Here is an 18,252-nt window from a genome sequence, read left to right as displayed (position 1 = left end):
CCGTACCATTCTCGCAGATCAGGATCCGCTGGGCGTGTCGACGGCACCGCCGAAGCGACGATCCCGGTCGTGATAGATGCCGATCGCCTCCCAGAGCTGCCGCCTGCCGAAATCGGGCCAGAGCGTGTCGAGGAACACCATCTCCGCGTACGCAGACTGCCAGAGCATGAAATTGCTCGTGCGCTGTTCGCCGGAGCTGCGGAGGAACAGATCGACATTCGGCAGTTCGGGAACATACAGGTGACGCTCGATGGTGCGTTCTGTGATGCCGTTCGGAGAGAGCCGACCGGCGCGCACCTCGGAGGCGATTGCGCGCACCGCGTCCGTGATCTCGTTGCGCCCTCCGTAGTTCACGCACATCGTCAACGTGAGGCCGGTGTTCGACGCAGTCGCGCGCTCCGACGCCTGCAGCTCGTTGATCACCGATCCCCAGAGCTTCGGGCGGCGCCCGGCCCAGCGCATCCGCACGTTCCAGGCATCGAGCTGCGCCCGACGGCGGCGCAGCACGTCGCGGTTGAATCCCATGAGAAACCGGACCTCATCGGGCGAGCGCCGCCAGTTCTCGGTCGAGAACGCGTACACGCTGAGATGGGCGACCCCGGCCTGAATCGCCCCGGCGACCACGTCGAGCAGTGCCTGCTCCCCCATCCGGTGCCCTTCGACCCGCGGGAGGCCCCGCCGGTTCGCCCACCGCCCGTTGCCGTCCATGACGATGGCGACGTGCTGCGGGGGCGGGCCGGCGAAGATCGGAGGCTGCTCCCCGGTCCAGTCGACCGGCACGAGCGAGGACGGAGCGCGGTGCATGACTGCCAGTGTAGATGCGGTCCGCGGCCCCGCAGCTCAGCGCCGCGGCGCGCGGAACGAGCGCAACCCGCGCTCGAGGTGCCACTGCGTGTACGCAGCGGCGATGCCGGCGGCCTGACCGCGCTCCCGCTCCGAGGCCTGCAGCGCGTCGTCCCAGTTCCCCGAGAGCAGGGCCCCGAGCAACAGAATGCTGCCCGGATCCAGCCTGGGTGAGCCGGGGGTGCGGCAGTCCTCGCACACGACGCCACCGAGCTGCACGACGACGGCGGTGTGGGGCCCCGCGGCGCCGCACCGGACGCAGTCGACGAAGCCGGGCGTCCAGCCGGCGATGGAGAGCGCGCGCAGCAGATACCCGTCCCGCACGAGCTCCGGCGGAATCCTGGCGGCCGCGAGGGTGCGGAGCGCGCCCACGAGCAGTTCGTACAGCGGCCGGGAAGGGTCGCCCTCGGCGAGGCGCTCCGCGGTTTCCACGATGACGCTGCCCGCCCGGTACCGGTCGTAGTCGGCGCTGATCGCCGGACCGTATGCGCCGAGCGTCTCCGCCTGCGTGATGGTGTCGAGCGAGCGACCCTCGAAGCACTGCACATCCGCGACCATGAACGGTTCGAGACGGGCGCCGAACTTCGACGAAGTGCGGCGCACGCCCTTCGCGACTCCCCTGAGCAGCCCGCGGTCACGCGACAGCATGGTGACGATGCGATCGGCCTCACCCAGCTTATGGGTGCGGAGCACAACACCTTGTTCGCGGTAGAGGGGCACGGGTCCAGTATCCTCCACCCTCGCGACGGCGCGTGCGCCATTCCGCCCGCGGCGCAACGACGCATGCGGCCCGTCGCATTCGCCCGATCGTGCGCGAGAATGGAGTCGTGTTCGACGAGACGTTCCGCATTCCGCTCTACGCCGATCTCGCCGCGGTCGGAGTCGGCAGCCTCCAGGGCGCGCTCTTCGCCGCGGGCTTCAAACGGCTCGATCTGCTGGGCGTCGCGATCATCGGAATCTTCTCAGGGGTGGGCGGCGGCTTCCTCCGCGACGTCTTCCTGGGCACGACGCCGGCGGCGTTCGCCGACAACTGGTACCTCGTCGTGGCAACAGGCGCCGCGCTCGTCGGAATGCTGCTGCAGCGGCTGCTCGAGAAAGCAGACCCGGTGATCACCGTGCTCGACGCGATCAGCATCGGAATGTTCGGGGCGATCGGCGCGACGAAAGCGCTCGCACTCGGCATGCCGGTCGTACCGGCGCTCTTCATCGGCACCGTCTCGGCGGTGGGCGGCGGCGTGCTGCGCGACCTGATGCTCAACATTCCGATCGCACTCATGCATGTCGGCTCGCTCTACGCCGTGGCGAGCCTGGTCGGAGTATCGGTGCTCGTCGGCCTGCTGGCGCTCGGCGTCGCGGTCATCCCCGCGAGCATCGTCTGCGTCGTGGTGACTGCACTCGTTCGTCTGCTCGCCGTGCGGTTCGGGTGGAGCCTGCCCGAGCAGCGCGCGCTGAGCCGCATCCGACTTCGGCGTCAGCGCCAGGTCGAACAGGTCATCGAAGAGGCGCTGCACACCGGCACCATCACACTGCCGATCACGCTGCCAGAACCGGGAGACATCGGTGAGCGGGAACCGCGCGCCGGCGCTGAAGATCGCGACGTCGACCAGGACCCTCCCGCAGAGCGGCCCTGACGCGTCGGCGGAGTTCCGACTGCCGTGAGAGTTCTGGCGCTTACGCCCGAGGGCCGCTGCGGCGTCGGCCGACCTTGGCCTCGGCCTCGCGCCACGCCCGTTGAGCAGGCGTCTCCCCCGCCGGCGCCGTAGCCCGGGTGGAACGATCGGCCGTCCCGCCCCGCGAGAGATGCCAGGCGTGAGTGATCGCCAACGCGAGCGCATCAGCGGCGTCCGCCGGCTTCGGGGGCGCGGCGAGCCTGAGGAGGCGCGTCACCATCGTCGTGACCTGCAATTTGTCGGCGCTGCCGTAGCCCGTGACCTGCGCCTTGACCTCGTTCGGGGTGTAGAGCGCCACCGGAATGCCGCGCCGCTCGGCGAGGAACATCACAACGCCGCTGATTTGAGCGACGCCCATCACCGACGGGAGGTTCTGCTGAGCGAAGACGCGCTCGAGAGCGATCGCCGCTGGTTTCTCGCCGTCGAGCAGCCGTTCGATCGCGGACCCCAGCTGATGGAGCCGAGCCGGCAGTTCGGCCGTCGCCGGCGAACCGAGCACCTCCACGTGCTCGAACGTCACGCGCCGCCCGGCCCCGGCCGTCACCACGCCGATGCCGCAGCGCGTGAGGCCGGGGTCGATGCCGATGATGCGCGTCATCGTCGAGGATCCGGTCTCGACCGGTGCGTCACTCGTCTTCAGCGAGTTCGGCCTGCACCTCTGCGGTCAGGTCGACATTCGTGAAGACGTTCTGCACGTCGTCGCTGTCCTCGAGTGCATCGATCAGGCGGAACACCTTGCGCGCCGTGTCGGCATCGACTTCGACCTTGAGGCTCGGCACGAACTCCGCGTCCGCCGAGTCGTAGTCGATCCCGGCGTCGACGAGCGCGGTGCGAGCAGCGACGAGATCAGAAGCATCCGTGATGACGTCGAACGTCTCGCCATTCGGAGCGGCGTTGACCTCTTCTGCACCGGCTTCGAGCACCGCAGCGAGCACGTCGTCCTCCGTGGTGCCCTCGGCGGGAACGACGATGACGCCCTTCCGCCCGAAGTTGTACGCGACGCTGCCCGGATCAGCGAGGGTGCCGCCATTGCGATTCAACGCGGTGCGCACCTCCGCCGCTGCACGATTCTTGTTGTCCGTCAGGCACTCGATCATGAGGGCGACGCCGTTCGGGCCGTACGCCTCGTACACGATCGTCATGTACTCGACTGCGTCTCCGTCGAGCCCGGCACCGCGCTTGATGGCGCGATCGATGTTGTCGCCCGGAACGGAGTTCTTCTTCGCCTTCTGCACGGCGTCGACGAGGGTCGGGTTCCCTGAGAGATCAGCGCCGCCGATGCGCGCCGCGACCTCGATGTTCTTGATGTACTTGGCGAACGCCTTTGCACGGCGCGAGTCGATGATCGCCTTCTTGTGCTTCGTCGTCGCCCACTTGGAGTGTCCGGACACGGGAGCTCCTCTTTGATTGTTTCGGAATGAGGGTGGTCTGAGTTCAGTCTATGGGGCCGGAGCGCGGCGCCCCGCCGCAGTCGGCTCCTGCGCCGATCAGGGACGGGGCCAGGCTTCGGCGAACAGCTCGCGCACCTCGCCGAGCAGTTGGGGCATCGCTTTCGTCTTCGCGATGATCGGGAAGAAGTTCGCGTCGGACGTCCACCGCGGCACGACATGCTGATGCAGGTGCGATGCGACTCCGGCACCGGCGATGGCTCCCTGATTCATACCCAGATTGAATCCGTCGCACTGCAGCGTCGATCGTGCGACGCGCATGGCCGTCTGCGTGAGCGCGGCGATCTCGGAGGTCTCCGCGTCGGAGGCCTCGTCGTAGTTCGAGATGTGGCGGTAGGGGCAGACGAGCATGTGGCCGCTGTTGTAGGGGAAGAGGTTCAGCAGGACGTATGCGTGCTCGCCCCGCGCGACGATCAGCGCTTCGGAATCGGCGCGCTCCGGAGCCGCGCAGAACGGGCAGTCGTGCTCACCGGGCTGATGATGGTCCGACACGTACACCATGCGGTGCGGCACCCAGAGTCGACGCAGGTCATCGGCGACGCCGACGGCGCCGCTCTCCTCGAGCGACTCCGGCCGCACCCCACCGGGTGCGGAGCTCGGCATCGACGCCTCGTCAGCTCCCGAACCCGCGCTTCCGACTACTCCGACCATGCCGTCGAGACCTGCTCGTGCGAGCGGATCGCAGCGGTGATGCGATCGATCGCCTCGTCGACCGGCACGCCGTTCAACTGCGTGCCGTCGCGGAAGCGGAAGCTGACGGCGCCCGCCGCCCGATCCTCCTCGCCCGCGATGAGCTGGAACGGGACCTTCGCCTTCGTGTGCGTGCGGATCTTCTTCGGCATGCGGTCGTCGCTGTGATCGACTTCGGCCCGCACGCCCTGCTCGCGCAGGCGCGTGACGACCTCGTCGAGGTACTCGCCGTACTGCTCGGCCACCGGAATGCCGACGACCTGCGTCGGCGACAGCCAGACCGGGAACGCGCCGGCGTAGTGCTCGAGAAGGATCGCGAAGAAGCGCTCGACCGAGCCGAGCAGCGCCCGGTGGATCATGATGGGCTGCTTCCGGGTCCCATCCGCCGCCGCATACTCCAGCTCGAACAGCTCTGGTTGGTTGAAGTCGAGCTGCACGGTTGAGAGCTGCCAGGTGCGGCCGATGGCGTCACGGGCCTGCACCGAGATCTTCGGCCCGTAGAACGCGGCCCCACCGGGGTCGGCGACGAGCTCCAGCCCCGACTCCTCGCCGACCTCGCGAAGAGTGTCGGTCGCGAGTTCCCACTGCTCGTCCGAGCCGACGGACTTCTCGGGATCGCGGGTCGACAGCTCGAGATAGAAGTCGTTGAGCCCGTACGCGCGCAGGGTGGAGAACACGAACTCGAGCTGTCGCTTGATCTCGTCCTTCACCTGCTCGTCGGTGACGTAGATGTGCGCGTCGTCCTGCGTCAGGCCGCGCACGCGCGTGAGGCCGGAGAGCGTGCCGCTCTTCTCGTACCGGTACACGGTGCCGAACTCGGCCAGTCGCAGCGGCAGCTCTCGATAGCTTCGAGCGCGCGCGCGGAAGATCAGGTTGTGGAACGGGCAGTTCATGGGCTTCAGGTAGTAATCCTGCCCCTGTTTGACGACATTGCCGTCGCCATCCGTCTGCTCGTCCAGGTGCATCGCCGGGAACATCCCGTCCTTGTACCAGTTGAGATGCTGACTGGTCTCGAACAACGTGCCCTTCGTGATGTGGGGGCTGTTGACGACCTCGTACCCGTTCTTCAGCAGCTCGGAGCGCATGAAGTTCTCGATCTCGTGACGGATGATCCCGCCCTTGGGGTGGAACACCGCGAGGCCGGATCCGATCTCGTCCGGGAAGCTGAAGAGGTCGAGCTCGACCCCGAGCTTGCGGTGATCGCGCTTCGCCGCCTCTTCGAGACGCGTCTGGTAAGCACGCAGTTCGTCCTTCGACGGCCACGCGGTGCCGTAGACGCGCTGCAGCATCGGATTCTTCTCGCTGCCGCGCCAGTAAGCGCCCGCCGATCGCATCAGCGCCCAGCCGTTGCCGAGCATGCGCGTGCTCGGCACGTGCGGCCCACGGCAGAGATCCTTCCAGCAGAGCTCGCCCGTCTTCGGGTCGATGTTGTCGTAGATGGTGAGCTCGGCACCGCCGACCTCGACGCTCTCACCGTTCTCATCTCCGGCTGCTCCACCCTTCAAGCCGATGAGTTCGAGCTTGTACGGCTCGTCAGCGAGCTCGGCGCGAGCCTCGTCCTCGGTCACCACGCGTCGCACGAAGCGCTGCCCCTGCTTGACGATCTTCTGCATCTCAGAGGAGATCGCCTTGAGGTCTTCCGGCGTGAACGGCTCCGCGGGGTCGAAGTCGTAGTAGAAGCCATCGGCGATGGGCGGGCCGATGCCGAGCTTCGTCTCAGGGTTGATGCGCTGCACCGCCTGCGCGAGCACGTGAGCCGCCGAATGCCGCAAGATGTTGAGGCCGTCCTCCGAGTCGACCGTGACGGGCTCCACCGTGTCCGTATCCGTGATCTCCGCCGCGAGATCTCGCAATTCTCCATCGACGCGCATCGCGACGATCGAACGATCGGTGAAACGGGAGAAGCCATCGGCCACGGGTGAACTCCTTCACTGTGGAGGTCGGAAACGACGGGAACGCGAACGCGAACGCGCCGGGTCGGCGCAGATGCCGGCCACCGTACGATCCTACTGGGTTCGCGAGGTGTCGACCTGCGGAGGGTCGACGCGCTCATCGGGGGCGCTCGCAGTGAACCGTCGGCGCCCCGCCGTGAACCAGACCGTCGCTCCCACGAGCGGAATGGCGGCGATGAAGAAGATCCAGGCGATCATCTTGGGCCAGCTGAGCTGCGCCCCGAACTTCGCGAGCGAGAGGATCGCCCAAAGGCCGAGGACCGCATGGGTCAGGGCGAAGATCCCCGGCAGGAAGTCGAGCGCGGTGATGGCCGGAGCGTGCATGGGCGCCAGACTACCGGAGCGCCGCGCGCCGTCTGTGCAGGACCTCTGGCGCGAGCATTCGCGTGCACGCGGGCGCTCAAACAAGAGCACCCCCGCGGTGTGAACCACGGGGGTGCTGCGGTGGGCGATACCAGACTCGAACTGATGACCTCTTCCGTGTGAAGGAAGCGCGCTACCAACTGCGCCAATCGCCCGTGTGCACTCCTGGAATGCGATGATTCCCGTGCGTGCCAACCTCAAAGATCATACACGGAACCAGAGTGCGGATTGCACCGTCGCCGACAAGCGGCAGCTTTCCGCGGATCCCCCCTTACTCGTTCGGGCGTGTCGTGATGGGGGCGAGGTCGCTGTCGAGGTGCTCATCGAGTTCCGCACTGACCTTCCCGAGCGTCTCGAGCTCGTCGCGAAGCGCGTTGTATCGATCGATGTCGGCCTGGAGCTGGGCGAGCTCGGAGTCGATCTCAGCTCGCCGTTGCTGCAGCGCGGCCGCATCGCGCTGCTGCTGCTCAGGATCATCGCGGTATCCATCGCGTTCGAGTCGGGAAGCGTAGTCCGTCGCATCCTCGTTGAAAGCTTCGACGGTCTCGCCGTATGCGGAGCTGCGCCGCTCCACATCCGCGCGCAGATCCGCCATCTCGGCCTGCAGTGCGTCGACCCTGGCCTGCAGATCGTTGAACACCGTCACGTAGGTTTCGAAATCATCGATCAGTGCGGACCGATTCGTGAACCACTGCGCGTAATGATCTTCCAACCACTGCGGCAACTCGCGCACCTCGGTGCCCAATACCGAATGCAGCTCGTTCGCGAAGGCAGCGTCCGGCAGATGCTCGTATACGCTCATGCGTTCTGCGAGCGTCGCATCCGTTGGCGCGAGTTCGTCGTACACCTCCCGCAGGCGCGAGGCGAGCAGCGACCGGTCTCCCTCGCCGAGCCGATGGAACGCCGCGTGGAGCAGTTCATGGGCCGCAGTGATCTCAACGACCTCGCTCACACGGTCATCCGTGACGTCGAAGAGGTGGATGCGGTCGGCGGTATAGCAGCCGAGCACGTGCCCCTGCTCCGAGTGGTCGACGTCGGCGCACTGCTCGTTGAAGTGCTGGCTGCCGTCCACGGTGGGGTGCGTCGCGATGAAGATGCGACGTCCGGTCTCCGTGAGCTCGAGATCGTCTGCCAGATCGCTCACCCGAGGGCTCATCTCGTAGTTCATTCCCGCGAGGTGATCGCTGATCTCCTGACGCAGCAGCATCGCGCCGACCGCGAGGGCGACGAGAGCGAGGAACACGGAGAAGCCGATCCATCGCTTCAGAACCGCTGCCGCCCCTTCAGCCATGGAATAACAGTATCCGCGCGGCTGCCCGGCGGTGGGAAAAACTTGCCGGATCCGCGCGAAGACGGCACGAATCGAGGCGGCGCGCCCGGGATGGCCGCACCGATTTGCACCCCCGGCGCCGCTTCCCTATAGTTATTCAGGTCGCGGTAACGCGGTGAAATGCGGATGTAGCGCAGTTGGTAGCGCATCACCTTGCCAAGGTGAGGGTCGCGAGTTCGAGTCTCGTCATCCGCTCTAGTGCCCGAGCTTGCTCGGAAACTTATGGTAACAAAACTACGGTGGCGTGGCCGAGAGGCGAGGCAGCGGCCTGCAAAGCCGTATACACGGGTTCGAATCCCGTCGCCACCTCGTCTCACAACTGAATAGCCTGAACAGGCGCGATTGGCGCAGCGGTAGCGCGCTTCCCTGACACGGAAGAGGTCACTGGTTCGATCCCAGTATCGCGCACAGATAGACCCGGCCCCGGCCGGGTCTTTTTCTTTCCCCAGTGACCTCGCGAGCATCGCGAACGCGATGCGTTCGCCCGAGATGCTCGCGCTGGTTCGATCCCAGTATCGCGCACAGATAGACCCGGCCCCGGCCGGGTCTTTTTCTTTCCCCAGTGACCTCGCGTCACGCGGCGCACTAGGGTGGAGCGATGTCAGCCACCGCGATCCGACGCTCGTACGATGCGCGGGCGGCCGAATATGCCGACCTCTTCGCCTCCGTCGACGCAGCCCCCGCTGACGATGTCGCAGAGATTCGCGAATGGGCGGCACGGTGCAGCGGCCCCCTCGTCGATGCCGGCTGCGGCCCGGGCCACTGGACCGACGATCTGCGCCGTCAGGGCGCTGAGATATCGGGCTTCGACCTCTCCCCCGCGTTCATCGAGATCGCGCGCCAGCGCTTTCCGCACAGCGAGTACCGCGTCGCGGATCTCGCGCGGAGCGGCGTCGCCACGGCTTCCGCGGGTGGAATCCTCTCGTGGTTCTCGCTGATCCACACTCCGCCGGCTGAGGTCGACGCAGTTCTCGCCGAGTTCGCCCGCATCTTGGCTCCCGGCGGCCGTCTGCTTCTCGGGGCCTTCGCCTGGCCGGAGCTGGAGCCGTTTGCGCACGCCGTGGTCACCGCCTACCGGTGGCCACCCGGAGAACTCGCCGGACGGCTCGTCTCTGCAGGGTTCGAGCTGCATCGAGTGAGTGAGCGCACACCCGAGGGGGCGCGACCGCAGTGCTCGCTCGAAGCCCGACGTGCCGAAGAGTGATTGCCGGGCGAGGAACCGCACCGCACAATGGAGGTGACCAGAACATCGGCTTCGAGATGGGAACACTCATGGCACACCTCGGTACCCTTCACAGCTTCGTTCTCGACTGCCCGGACCCGCGGGCGCTCGCCGAGTTCTATCGCGGCCTCGTCGGGGGCACGATTCAGGCTGACGGGGACGACTGGGTCGATCTTCGGATCGATGGCATCGGGGCGAAGCTCTCCTTCCAGCAGTCCCCAGGCTACGCCGCACCCGTGTGGCCGAGCGATGACGGCGATCAGCAGGCGCACCTCGATATCGCGGTGCCTGACTTGGCCGGTGCCCACGACGACGTGCTCGCGCTCGGCGCTCGCCACATCGAGTCTCATGACACGTTCCGGGTCTACCTCGATCCCGTCGGCCACCCGTTCTGCACTGTCGTGTAGCGCGGCAGGATCACTGAGCGTGCGGACGGCTGGGCGCCGACCGCTGCGAGCTGCGCCCGATTCAGCCTTCGGGCGCGTGGACTCCGTGCGCGCGCATCACGGCGCCGGCGGCGTCGACGAAGCGACCGCGCTCGAGCACGTGTCCTTCTCGGCGCACCCGCGCGTCCGGTACGCGCAGCACTCGGTCGGTCGCGAGGAAGCTCTCACGCCCCTGACCATCCCAACGACCGGTTCCGACCGAAACGAACCCGCGGTGCTGCTTCGTGCTCAGGTAGCATCCGGCGGTCGTTGCCGCATCGATTCGCGCGATGATGAGCACGGGGCGATCCTTGCCCCTGCCGTCATGCTCGGCATACGGCACCCAGGCCCAGACGATCTCGCCCGGATCCGGGGCGCCATCGGGGTCTGGCGCGTAGGCGAGGCGCAACCCGCGAATCTCGGCGAGCGAGAGGTCCCGATCCTCTGCGACGTCGTTCCGCCCGACATCCCGCCGGACGGAAGGAGTGGGCCGCGCGGGCTTCAGGAGCGCCGAGGCCAGCGAACGCAGGAGTCCAGAGACCGTGCGCGATACGTTCCCCCGCCCCATCTCCGTTACGCGATCTCGCTCGCCGAGAGCGCGTTGAGACGCGACATGCAGCGCAGGTACTTCTTGCGATATCCGCCGTCGAGCATGCCTCCGCCGAAGACAGTGGTGATCGGCGCACCCGTAGCGCGGATGGGGATCTGAGCGTCGTACACGCGGTCGATGAAAGCCACGAATCGCAAGGCGGACGACTGGTCCGTCAGCACGTGAACGTCGCGCAGGCCGATGCACTGCACGCCCGTCAGGAGGCCGCTGTAGCTCGACGGATGCACGGTCGCGAGATGCTCGATCAGCGCCGAGAAGTCGTCGTCCGTCATGCGCTCGTGCGCTGCAGCGACATCGGCGAGGGCGAAGCGGTACTCCTCGTCGGAGAGCGGAACCGCGTCTCCTTCGAGGTCGCGCTGCCGATAGTCGACGCCATCGATGCGAATCGTCGTGAAACGATCGGACATCGCCTGGATCTCGCGCATGAAGTCGGCGGCCGCGAAGCGCCCCTCTCCGAGCGCGTTGGGCGGCGTATTCGAAGTTGCGACGAACTTGGTGCCGGTGGACGTGAGATCGCCGATGAGGCGTGTCATCAGCATCGTGTCGCCCGGATCATCGAGCTCGAACTCGTCGATGCAGATCAGGCGAGCGCCCTGAAGCACGCTGACGGCGCCGTTGTACCCGAGAGCACCGACGAGCGCGGTGTACTCGATGAACGTTCCGAAGTACTTGCGTCCGGTCGTGGCGTGCCAGGTCGCCGCGAGTAGGTGGGTCTTACCCACCCCGAACCCGCCGTCGAGATAGATGCCGGGCTTGGTGGGCGCAGCTGAAACAGACTCCGCCTTCTTCCGCCCGAAACCGAAGAATCCCCCGCGAGACACGGCTGGAGCTGGAGCCGCGAACGCGCGCAACAGCTCCCGAGCCTCCTCCTGGGACGGATAATCGGGGTCCGGCCGGTACGAATCGAACGACGCGCGATCGAACTGCGGCGGTGGAACCAGCGTCGCTACGAGTTCGGTGCCACTGATCGTGGGGCGCCGATCGACGAGACTGGCGGTGCTGTGCTGGGAGTCTGAGACCATCACCGATAGTGTACCGTCGCCGCGTTGCTCAGCCGCGCCAGGGCTGGTGCGGCAGGGCACGGACGAACACGCGGGTCACCGCTTCCCAGCCGCTGCGGTCCACGTTCCACAGCTTCACGTGCTCGGCCCCGGGCTGCATTCGAAGCTGTACGAGGTCGGGGCGCAACTCGGCGAGCCGCTCCGCTCCCGCCGACGGCACGAACGTGTCAGCTGTACTGGCATGGATGAGGACTGGCACAGTGAGTTCGGGCGCGAACGTCTCGGGGTGCAGCGTCGCGATCGGGAGCCCGCCGCTCTCGCCACCCGTGACGAGGCCCCTGGAGAGCATCTCGACCCCGAGACCTGCGATCGGCGCAGGCACTGACTGCGCCGTGGCGTGGTAACGGAGCAACGCGCTCCAGTCCACTGCGGGCGAGTCGAGGATCAGACCGTCGATGAGTGCGCGGTGGACGCCTCGGGTGGCAGCAACGAGGCACGCGGTACCGCCCATGGACCAGCCGAAGAGGGTCACCCGCTCGGCTCCTCGTCGCCCGGCTTCGGCGATCGCCGAATCCACGTCTCGGCTCTCCGAGAACCCCACGCCGTAACGACCGCCAAGGCCGGGAGGCGCGCCCGGATCGTTGCGGTAGGAGATGACGAGGTTCGTGATCCCGCTGCGCGCGAGCGGGATCACGCCTCGCAGCGTCTCCTCCGGCAGCGCCCCGCGTCCGTGCACGTGGACGGCCCACCGACGCTTGCGCGCGAAGCGCGGATGCACGATCCAGGCGTCCGCCTCGCCGAGCTCGGTGCGGTACGTGATCCGATCAACGCGGTACCCGAGCTCTTCCGGAGCGGTGAACCACCACCCCGTGATTCTTCCGCGGGTCTCCGCCTGAAGCGCTCCGCGGTCGACGGCGACGAGCTCGCGCACCACCGTCTCGCCTTCGATCGCGATCACCTCCCCCAGTCGCGCATGGCCAGCGCCTCCGTCGAAGATGAACGAGTACCGGCCGGGGAGATCCGCATCGGCACCCCGCAGATGCACCTGCCTCCGCTCCGGTGAGCCTCCGGCCTCGGATATCCGGATCACGGTGACCGGAGATTCGGGAACGACAGCCGGGGTCACCGCTCGTCGCGCGAGCGCGGCTCCGCCGAGTATCGAGCCGACGGACGCCGCGATCGCACCGCCGCCGAGTACGCCGGCAATCCCGAGTGCGAGCGCTCGCCCCCAGCGCAGTCCTTGCATGGGCTTGCCCTCCCCTGTTCCCCGCATCACGGCGTGGCACCGGCGTGATGTTCACAGCAAACTCTAGTGTCGCCTGTGTGATGGCACGCATCAATGGCACCCATGTCGACTTCGACACGGCGTCCGAGCAACTCCGGAACGCGCGCCTGCGTGAAGAACTCGTCTCCCAGGAGATCCCGGCGCCGGAGCGCATCGCTCCGAAGTCGATTGCGTTCGCAGCGGGCGTCGCCCGTGGAGCGCGCGGTGGAGCGACGGCGGAGACCGCTCTCGAGTCACCCTATGGCGCCGGCCGGATCGTGCTCATGCACGACGAATCAGCCATCGACGAGTGGGGTGGTCCCTTCCGGATCGTGTGCTTCGCCCAGGCACCCCTCGAGCTCGAGATCGGCGTCGATCCGTTCATCTCCGATGTGGCCTGGTCGTGGCTGGTCGACGCGCTGGACTCGCGCGGCGCTCGATACGTCTACTTGTCCGGCACCGCGACGAAGACCCTGTCGAGCAGCTTTGGCGCACTCGAGGCGCGCGGTGACTCCGCGCAGATCGAATTGCGAGCCTCATGGACTCCGACGGGTTCGGATTTCGGCGTCCATGCGGAGGCGTGGTCGGAGCTCGTCTGCCTGCTGGCGGGACTGCCCCACGCTGAGGGAATAGACTCCATCGCGGCACGGCGATCCCGCCAAGCCGCGGAAGGGGTATGAACAGCATGACGATCTCCCAGTCGGAGCTCGACATCGAGTGGACGATGGTCACCGACGCGGAGGGTCTCCTGGCCGCGTCGACGGTGCTCGCGGCGGGGCACGGCCCGGTGGGCGTGGATGCCGAGCGCGCCTCGGGATTCCGCTACGGCGGCGAGGCGTACCTCGTGCAGGTGCACCGCGCTGGCGCCGGCACGTATCTCTTCGATCCGATCGGGATCGAAGATTTCTCCCCGCTGCAGCGAGCGATCGGCGATGCCGAGTGGATCCTGCACGCGGCATCGCAGGATCTCGCCTGTCTTGCCGCCCTGGGACTGGTGCCGACGCAGCTCTTCGATACCGAACTGGCCGCGCGGCTGCTCGGATTCGAGCGTGTGGGTCTCGGAGCGATCGTCGAACTCCTGCTCGGGATCACACTCGAGAAGGCCCACTCGGCCGCGGACTGGTCGCAGCGTCCGCTTCCTGACGACTGGCTGGAGTATGCAGCGCTCGACGTCGTCCTGCTGCCGGATCTGCGGAACGCCGTCGCGGCCCAGCTCGCGGCGCAGCAGAAGACGGAGTTCGCTCGCCAGGAATTCGAAGCGACGCGCACCAAGCCGGAGAAGCCGCGCCCGGAAGAACCGTGGCGCAAACTCTCCGGCGGGAATTCGCTGAAGACTCCGCGAGCACTCGCTTTGGCGCGAGAGCTCTGGGAGGGCCGTGACGCTCTCGCTCGTGAGCGCGACGTCGCACCCGGGCGCCTGATACCGGACTCCTCCGTGGTCGCAGCAGCGAGCGCGAATCCTCGGTCCAAAGGCGATCTTGCGCGGTTGCGCGACTTCAAGGGCCGGGCGAGCCGCAGCGAGCTCGACCGGTGGTGGGCGGCGATCCTCCGGGGGAAGACCACCGAGAATCTTCCCGGCCAGAAGCGTCGGGATCCCGATTCGATTCCGCACCATCGCTTCTGGGCCCAGCGGGATCCCGATGCCGCGGCGCGCTTGGACGCGGTGCGAGCGCGGATCGAGCAGGAATCGGCCGCGAGGAGCATCCCGCTCGAGAATCTGCTCACCCCAGATACCCTTCGGCGCCTCGTGTGGCGCCCGCCCGTGGATCGTTCGGAGACCGGCGTCGCACTCCGTCTCAAGGAGCTCGGCGCGAGGGACTGGCAGATTGGCATCACTGCACCAATCATTGCCGAAGCTTTTGTAGACCTTCCATAAGCGAATCGCAACTCCCCCGCGAAATCACAGTGCCCTCGGTACGTCCGGTTCCGCGTGACACTCCGTCTCTCTAGTATGGAAACGACGCAGATCACCAATGCTGATGGAGGCGAAGTGGCCGCAATGAGAGAAGTCGTGTTCGTAGACGGTGTCCGCACCCCGTTCGGGCGAGCAGGCGACAAAGGCATATATGCAGGAACGCGTGCGGACGACCTGGCGGTCAAAGCACTCCAGGGGCTCATCGAGCGCAATCCCGAGCTTCCGCTCGATCGCATCGATGACGTGGGCATCGCGGCGACGACGCAGCAGGGCGACCAGGGGCTGACACTCGGTCGCACGGTGTCGATGCTCGCGGGCATCCCCGTGACGGTGCCCGGCTTCGCGCTGGACCGCATGTGCGCCGGCGCACTGACCGTGGCTTCGTTCATGGGCGCAGCGATCGGAGCGGGGCAGTACGACCTCGCGGTCGCCGGAGGCGTCGAGCACATGGGGCGCCACCCGATCGGGCTCGACGCCGACCCGAATCCGCGATTCGTCGCTGAGAAGCTCGTGAGCCCCGATGCGCTGAACATGGGCATCACGGCTGAGCGCCTGCACGATCGCTTCCCGGCCCTCACCAAGGAGCGCTCCGACCGGTTCGGCATGCTGAGCCAGCAGAAGGTGCAGGCCGCCTACGACCGCGGAGACATCCAGGCGGACCTCATTCCGGTCGCCACGCGCTCCGAGTCGGGCTGGGGCCTCGCGACGGAGGATCAGGGGCGCCGCCCTGAGACGACGATGGAGGGTCTGGCCACGCTGAAGGCCCCCTTCCGCCCGCATGGCCGCGTGACCGCGGGCAACGCCTCGCCGCTTACCGACGGTGCGACCGTTTCCCTGCTCGCCGGAGGAGACACGGCCAAGCAGCTCGGTCTCTCGGTCAAGATGCGCCTGGTTGGATTCGCGTTCGCCGGTGTGGAGCCAGAAGTCATGGGACTCGGACCGGTGCCTTCCACCGAGAAGGCGCTCGCGCGCGCCGGCCTGACCATCGATGACATCGGTCTCTTCGAGCTGAACGAGGCGTTCGCGGTGCAGGTGCTGTCGTTCACCGACCACTTCGGCATCGCCGACGACGACCCTCGCGTGAACCCCTGGGGCGGGGCGATCGCGTTCGGGCACCCGCTCGCGGCGTCGGGTGTCAGGCTGATGACGCAGCTCGCGCGCCAGTTCGCGCAGCGACCGGACGTGCGCTACGGCGTCACCGCCATGTGCGTCGGCCTCGGTCAGGGCGGTACCGCCATCTGGGAGAACCCGCATTTCGACGGAAAGAAGGGCAAGTAAGCCATGACTGACTACCGCAGCATCGACTTCTCTCCGCTCATCGCAGCGTCCGACGACGAGGTCGTCACCGAATCCCTCGTGCAAGATGTGCGGCTCCCGTCCGGCGGCACGCTCGCGCTCATCACCCTCGACAACGGGCGCGACCACACCCGCCCGAATACACTCGGGCCACGAACCCTCCAGGGGCTCGGGAACGTGCTCGACGAACTCCGTCGTCGCGCCGCCGCAGGTGAGATCGCAGCCGTCGCCGTGACCGGAAAGCCGTTCATCTTCGCCGCCGGAGCCGACCTCTCGAAGGTGTCGACCCTCGCGACGGAGGAGAACGCGCGACTCATGGCCCAGTTCGGCCACTTCGTTCTGGGCAAGTTCGGTGAGCTCGGCGTTCCCTCATTCGCATTCGTGAACGGCCTCGCGCTCGGCGGAGCGATGGAGATCGCTCTGCACTGCGATTACCGCACGCTCGACGCTTCGACCGCTGCCCTCGCCTTCCCGGAGGTGTTCCTCGGCATCATTCCCGGCTGGGGTGGCGCGACGATCGTTCCGAACCTCATCGGGATCGAGCAGGCGCTCGAGATCATCGTCTCGAATCCGTTGAAGAACAATCGTATGCTGAAGCCGAAGCAGGCGTTCGAGATGGGACTCTTCGACGCGATGTTCGGCGCCGCGAGCTTCCTGGAGCGTTCTATCGCGTGGGCCGACGGCGTCATCTCGGGGTCCGTGAAGGTGGACCGCAAGCATGTGCCCGGCAAGCTGGAACGGCTCACGAAGTGGCCGGCTGCCATCAAGATCGCTCGGGACACGCTGAAGGCGCGTATCGGCACCACCGCGAAAGCGCCCTATGCGGCCCTCGATCTGCTCAGCGCTGCCAAGGACAATGATCTGGCGCGCGGGTTCGAGCGCGAGGATGAAGCACTCGCCCAGCTCATCTCGGGAGATCAGTTCGCAGCTTCGGTCTACGCCTTCGACCTCGTGCAGAAGCGCGCGAAGCGACCGGCGGGAGCCCCGGATGCGCAGCTCGCGAAGCCGGTGCGGAAGGTGGGCGTCATCGGCGCGGGATTGATGGCGAGCCAGTTCGCCCTGCTGTTCGCCCGCAAACTGCGTGTGCCGGTGCTGATCACGGATCTCGATCAGTCGCGTGTGGACAAGGGGCTCGAGTACATTCGCGGCGAAGTCGACAAGATGCTCGACAAGGGTCGGCTCACCGCTGATGACGCGAACCAGATCAAGGACCTCGTGCGCGGCACGACCGACAAGTCGCAGTACGCAGACTGCGACTGGGTCATCGAAGCCGTCTTCGAAGAGCTCGGCGTCAAGCAGCAGGTCTTCTCGGAGATCGAGTCGATCATCTCGGAAACCGCCATCCTCGCGACGAACACCTCCTCGCTCTCGGTGCATGAGATCGGCGAGCGGCTCTCCCACCCCGAGCGGCTCGTCGGATTCCACTTCTTCAACCCGGTCGCGGTCATGCCGCTCATCGAGGTCGTGCGCACACCGACGACGAACGACGAGTCCCTCGCGACGGCGATGGTCATCGCGAAGAAACTCGGCAAGAGTGCGGTCATCACCGCCGATCGCCCCGGCTTCGTCGTGAATCGTCTCCTTGCGAAAGTCATGGGCGAAGCAGCGCGCGCCCTCGACGCTGGCACTCCACTCCCGGTCGTCGAACGTGCGTTCGCTCCCATGGGGCTGCCGATGGGGCCGTTCGAGCTCATCGACCTCGTCGGTTGGAAGGTCGCCGCCCACGTGCAAGACACCATGGTGGCCGCGTTCCCCGACCGCTTCTACGCCTCCGAGAACCTGCACCGGCTCGCTGAGGTGGAAGAGCCCCTCGTCAAGTCACGGCTGGGGAAGGTCGAGGATCTCTCCAAGTCGGGCAAGAAAGTCGTGACGCTCGGCAAGACAGCAGTGAGCGAGGAGGAGATCCTCCGTCGGGTCGAAGACGAGCTCGCGGGTGAGATCAAGATCATGCTCGATGAAGGCGTCGTCGCTGCGGCGGAAGACATCGATCTGTGCCTGATCCTCGGCGCCGGTTGGCCTTTCCAGGCGGGCGGTGCGACACCGTATCTCGACCGCTCGGGCGCGAGTGAGCGCGCCTTCGGCGGGACGTTCCACGATCCTCGGATCGCGGGAGCTCGCTAAGGCCGACGGGACGGTGAAGCGGGGCGGGTGGGAGTCGATCCCACCCGCCCCGCTTCACCGTTCAGCGCCCGTCGGGCATCGGCATCGGCGACGTACTCGCCC

Annotated in this window: 18 protein-coding genes and 4 tRNA genes; 10 read left to right on the top strand and 12 right to left on the bottom strand. The window is 66.9% G+C overall.

What is annotated here, in order from left to right:
* Nucleotides 1-18: 18 nt before the first annotated feature.
* Entirely contained in the window at nucleotides 19-804 is a 786-nt protein-coding gene (locus tag WFH23_RS06865; protein WP_211648376.1) for an isoprenyl transferase, read from the bottom strand.
* Nucleotides 805-840: 36 nt separating this feature from the next.
* Nucleotides 841-1,563 carry a DNA repair protein RecO gene (gene recO / locus WFH23_RS06860; RefSeq protein ID WP_090148874.1) on the bottom strand — a complete coding sequence of 241 codons (723 nt, stop codon included), beginning with the start codon at nucleotides 1,561-1,563 and terminating at the stop codon, nucleotides 841-843.
* A gap of 107 nt (nucleotides 1,564-1,670) precedes the next feature.
* Here recO and WFH23_RS06855 point away from each other — a divergent pair, with 107 nt between their 5' ends.
* Nucleotides 1,671-2,474 (top strand): trimeric intracellular cation channel family protein, encoded by an 804-nt coding sequence (locus tag WFH23_RS06855; protein ID WP_336662027.1) that lies wholly within the window; start codon nucleotides 1,671-1,673, stop codon nucleotides 2,472-2,474.
* Nucleotides 2,475-2,514: 40 nt separating this feature from the next.
* Here WFH23_RS06855 and ruvC read toward each other — a convergent pair whose 3' ends face one another.
* The 7 genes from ruvC to WFH23_RS06820 all read right to left on the bottom strand — a co-directional run bounded on the left by ruvC (nucleotide 2,515) and on the right by WFH23_RS06820 (nucleotide 8,257).
* Nucleotides 2,515-3,111 (bottom strand): crossover junction endodeoxyribonuclease RuvC, encoded by a 597-nt coding sequence (gene ruvC, locus WFH23_RS06850; RefSeq protein ID WP_090148872.1) that lies wholly within the window; start codon nucleotides 3,109-3,111, stop codon nucleotides 2,515-2,517.
* Between the two features lie 28 nt (nucleotides 3,112-3,139).
* On the bottom strand, nucleotides 3,140-3,904 hold the full coding sequence (locus WFH23_RS06845; protein ID WP_090148870.1) for a YebC/PmpR family DNA-binding transcriptional regulator: 765 nt from the start codon (nucleotides 3,902-3,904) through the stop codon (nucleotides 3,140-3,142).
* A 96-nt stretch (nucleotides 3,905-4,000) separates the two neighbouring features.
* Nucleotides 4,001-4,564, bottom strand: coding sequence for an HIT family protein (locus WFH23_RS06840; RefSeq protein ID WP_336662026.1), 564 nt, complete (start codon nucleotides 4,562-4,564; stop codon nucleotides 4,001-4,003).
* 35 nt (nucleotides 4,565-4,599) lie between these two features.
* The gene (thrS, locus tag WFH23_RS06835; RefSeq protein ID WP_336662025.1) at nucleotides 4,600-6,567 is read right to left on the bottom strand and encodes a threonine--tRNA ligase; all 1,968 of its coding nucleotides are present in this window, start codon (nucleotides 6,565-6,567) and stop codon (nucleotides 4,600-4,602) included.
* 90 nt (nucleotides 6,568-6,657) lie between these two features.
* A complete protein-coding gene (locus WFH23_RS06830; RefSeq protein ID WP_336662024.1) occupies nucleotides 6,658-6,927 on the bottom strand; it encodes a hypothetical protein in 270 nt (89 codons plus the stop codon).
* Between the two features lie 121 nt (nucleotides 6,928-7,048).
* Nucleotides 7,049-7,121 (bottom strand) — tRNA-Val (locus WFH23_RS06825).
* Nucleotides 7,122-7,237: 116 nt separating this feature from the next.
* Nucleotides 7,238-8,257: a hypothetical protein gene (locus WFH23_RS06820; protein ID WP_336662023.1), complete on the bottom strand. Its 1,020-nt coding sequence runs from the start codon at nucleotides 8,255-8,257 to the stop codon at nucleotides 7,238-7,240.
* A gap of 161 nt (nucleotides 8,258-8,418) precedes the next feature.
* Between WFH23_RS06820 and WFH23_RS06815 the strand changes: the two genes are divergently transcribed.
* The 5 genes from WFH23_RS06815 (at nucleotide 8,419) to WFH23_RS06795 (ending at nucleotide 9,925) form a co-directional block, all read left to right on the top strand.
* Nucleotides 8,419-8,491, top strand: a tRNA-Gly gene (locus WFH23_RS06815).
* A 43-nt stretch (nucleotides 8,492-8,534) separates the two neighbouring features.
* Nucleotides 8,535-8,605: transfer RNA gene (locus tag WFH23_RS06810), tRNA-Cys, on the top strand.
* A gap of 27 nt (nucleotides 8,606-8,632) precedes the next feature.
* A tRNA-Val gene (locus tag WFH23_RS06805) sits at nucleotides 8,633-8,704 on the top strand.
* A gap of 190 nt (nucleotides 8,705-8,894) precedes the next feature.
* Entirely contained in the window at nucleotides 8,895-9,500 is a 606-nt protein-coding gene (locus tag WFH23_RS06800) for a class I SAM-dependent DNA methyltransferase (RefSeq protein ID WP_336662022.1), read from the top strand.
* A gap of 68 nt (nucleotides 9,501-9,568) precedes the next feature.
* Nucleotides 9,569-9,925: a VOC family protein gene (locus WFH23_RS06795; RefSeq protein WP_090149783.1), complete on the top strand. Its 357-nt coding sequence runs from the start codon at nucleotides 9,569-9,571 to the stop codon at nucleotides 9,923-9,925.
* 61 nt (nucleotides 9,926-9,986) lie between these two features.
* Here the strand turns inward: WFH23_RS06795 and WFH23_RS06790 are convergent, their stop codons facing one another.
* The 3 genes from WFH23_RS06790 to WFH23_RS06780 are packed head-to-tail and all read right to left on the bottom strand — an operon-like array spanning nucleotide 9,987 to nucleotide 12,800.
* Entirely contained in the window at nucleotides 9,987-10,511 is a 525-nt protein-coding gene (locus tag WFH23_RS06790; protein ID WP_336662021.1) for a type II toxin-antitoxin system PemK/MazF family toxin, read from the bottom strand.
* Between the two features lie 5 nt (nucleotides 10,512-10,516).
* Nucleotides 10,517-11,575: a cell division protein ZapE gene (zapE, locus tag WFH23_RS06785; protein ID WP_090148851.1), complete on the bottom strand. Its 1,059-nt coding sequence runs from the start codon at nucleotides 11,573-11,575 to the stop codon at nucleotides 10,517-10,519.
* A 28-nt stretch (nucleotides 11,576-11,603) separates the two neighbouring features.
* Nucleotides 11,604-12,800 (bottom strand): alpha/beta hydrolase family protein, encoded by a 1,197-nt coding sequence (locus tag WFH23_RS06780; RefSeq protein ID WP_336662020.1) that lies wholly within the window; start codon nucleotides 12,798-12,800, stop codon nucleotides 11,604-11,606.
* Between the two features lie 80 nt (nucleotides 12,801-12,880).
* On the opposite strand from WFH23_RS06780, the gene WFH23_RS06775 reads away from it, so the two are divergent.
* The 4 genes from WFH23_RS06775 to WFH23_RS06760 all read left to right on the top strand — a co-directional run bounded on the left by WFH23_RS06775 (nucleotide 12,881) and on the right by WFH23_RS06760 (nucleotide 18,150).
* On the top strand, nucleotides 12,881-13,498 hold the full coding sequence (locus WFH23_RS06775) for a DUF3000 family protein (RefSeq protein WP_090148846.1): 618 nt from the start codon (nucleotides 12,881-12,883) through the stop codon (nucleotides 13,496-13,498).
* A gap of 5 nt (nucleotides 13,499-13,503) precedes the next feature.
* Complete coding sequence (locus WFH23_RS06770) at nucleotides 13,504-14,694, top strand: ribonuclease D (RefSeq protein ID WP_200330950.1); 1,191 nt, start codon at nucleotides 13,504-13,506, stop codon at nucleotides 14,692-14,694.
* A gap of 75 nt (nucleotides 14,695-14,769) precedes the next feature.
* Entirely contained in the window at nucleotides 14,770-16,011 is a 1,242-nt protein-coding gene (locus WFH23_RS06765) for a thiolase family protein (RefSeq protein WP_442918708.1), read from the top strand.
* A gap of 3 nt (nucleotides 16,012-16,014) precedes the next feature.
* Nucleotides 16,015-18,150, top strand: coding sequence for a 3-hydroxyacyl-CoA dehydrogenase NAD-binding domain-containing protein (locus WFH23_RS06760; RefSeq protein WP_336662019.1), 2,136 nt, complete (start codon nucleotides 16,015-16,017; stop codon nucleotides 18,148-18,150).
* Nucleotides 18,151-18,252: the final 102 nt, after the last annotated feature.

It is taken from the genome of Leucobacter sp. USHLN154, from assembly GCF_037145595.1.
GTDB lineage: Bacteria > Actinomycetota > Actinomycetes > Actinomycetales > Microbacteriaceae > Leucobacter > Leucobacter alluvii.
Note: the sequence above shows the minus strand (reverse complement) of the source record. Positions and strands in the feature narration are given on the sequence as shown.

Excerpts from the sequence above, each read along its gene's own strand:
- WFH23_RS06790 (WP_336662021.1), bottom strand. The coding sequence starts at position 10,511 with ATGGGGCGGGGGAACGTATCGCGCACGGTCTCTGGACTCCTGCGTTCG.
- zapE (WP_090148851.1), bottom strand. The coding sequence starts at position 11,575 with ATGGTCTCAGACTCCCAGCACAGCACCGCCAGTCTCGTCGATCGGCGC.
- WFH23_RS06760 (WP_336662019.1), top strand. The coding sequence starts at position 16,015 with ATGACTGACTACCGCAGCATCGACTTCTCTCCGCTCATCGCAGCGTCC.
- WFH23_RS06865 (WP_211648376.1), bottom strand. The coding sequence starts at position 804 with ATGCACCGCGCTCCGTCCTCGCTCGTGCCGGTCGACTGGACCGGGGAG.
- WFH23_RS06820 (WP_336662023.1), bottom strand. The coding sequence starts at position 8,257 with ATGGCTGAAGGGGCGGCAGCGGTTCTGAAGCGATGGATCGGCTTCTCC.
- WFH23_RS06780 (WP_336662020.1), bottom strand. The coding sequence starts at position 12,800 with ATGCAAGGACTGCGCTGGGGGCGAGCGCTCGCACTCGGGATTGCCGGC.
- WFH23_RS06770 (WP_200330950.1), top strand. The coding sequence starts at position 13,504 with ATGACGATCTCCCAGTCGGAGCTCGACATCGAGTGGACGATGGTCACC.
- WFH23_RS06775 (WP_090148846.1), top strand. The coding sequence starts at position 12,881 with ATGGCACGCATCAATGGCACCCATGTCGACTTCGACACGGCGTCCGAG.
- ruvC (WP_090148872.1), bottom strand. The coding sequence starts at position 3,111 with ATGACGCGCATCATCGGCATCGACCCCGGCCTCACGCGCTGCGGCATC.
- WFH23_RS06830 (WP_336662024.1), bottom strand. The coding sequence starts at position 6,927 with ATGCACGCTCCGGCCATCACCGCGCTCGACTTCCTGCCGGGGATCTTC.
- WFH23_RS06765 (WP_442918708.1), top strand. The coding sequence starts at position 14,770 with ATGGAAACGACGCAGATCACCAATGCTGATGGAGGCGAAGTGGCCGCA.
- WFH23_RS06795 (WP_090149783.1), top strand. The coding sequence starts at position 9,569 with ATGGCACACCTCGGTACCCTTCACAGCTTCGTTCTCGACTGCCCGGAC.
- WFH23_RS06840 (WP_336662026.1), bottom strand. The coding sequence starts at position 4,564 with ATGCCGAGCTCCGCACCCGGTGGGGTGCGGCCGGAGTCGCTCGAGGAG.
- WFH23_RS06800 (WP_336662022.1), top strand. The coding sequence starts at position 8,895 with ATGTCAGCCACCGCGATCCGACGCTCGTACGATGCGCGGGCGGCCGAA.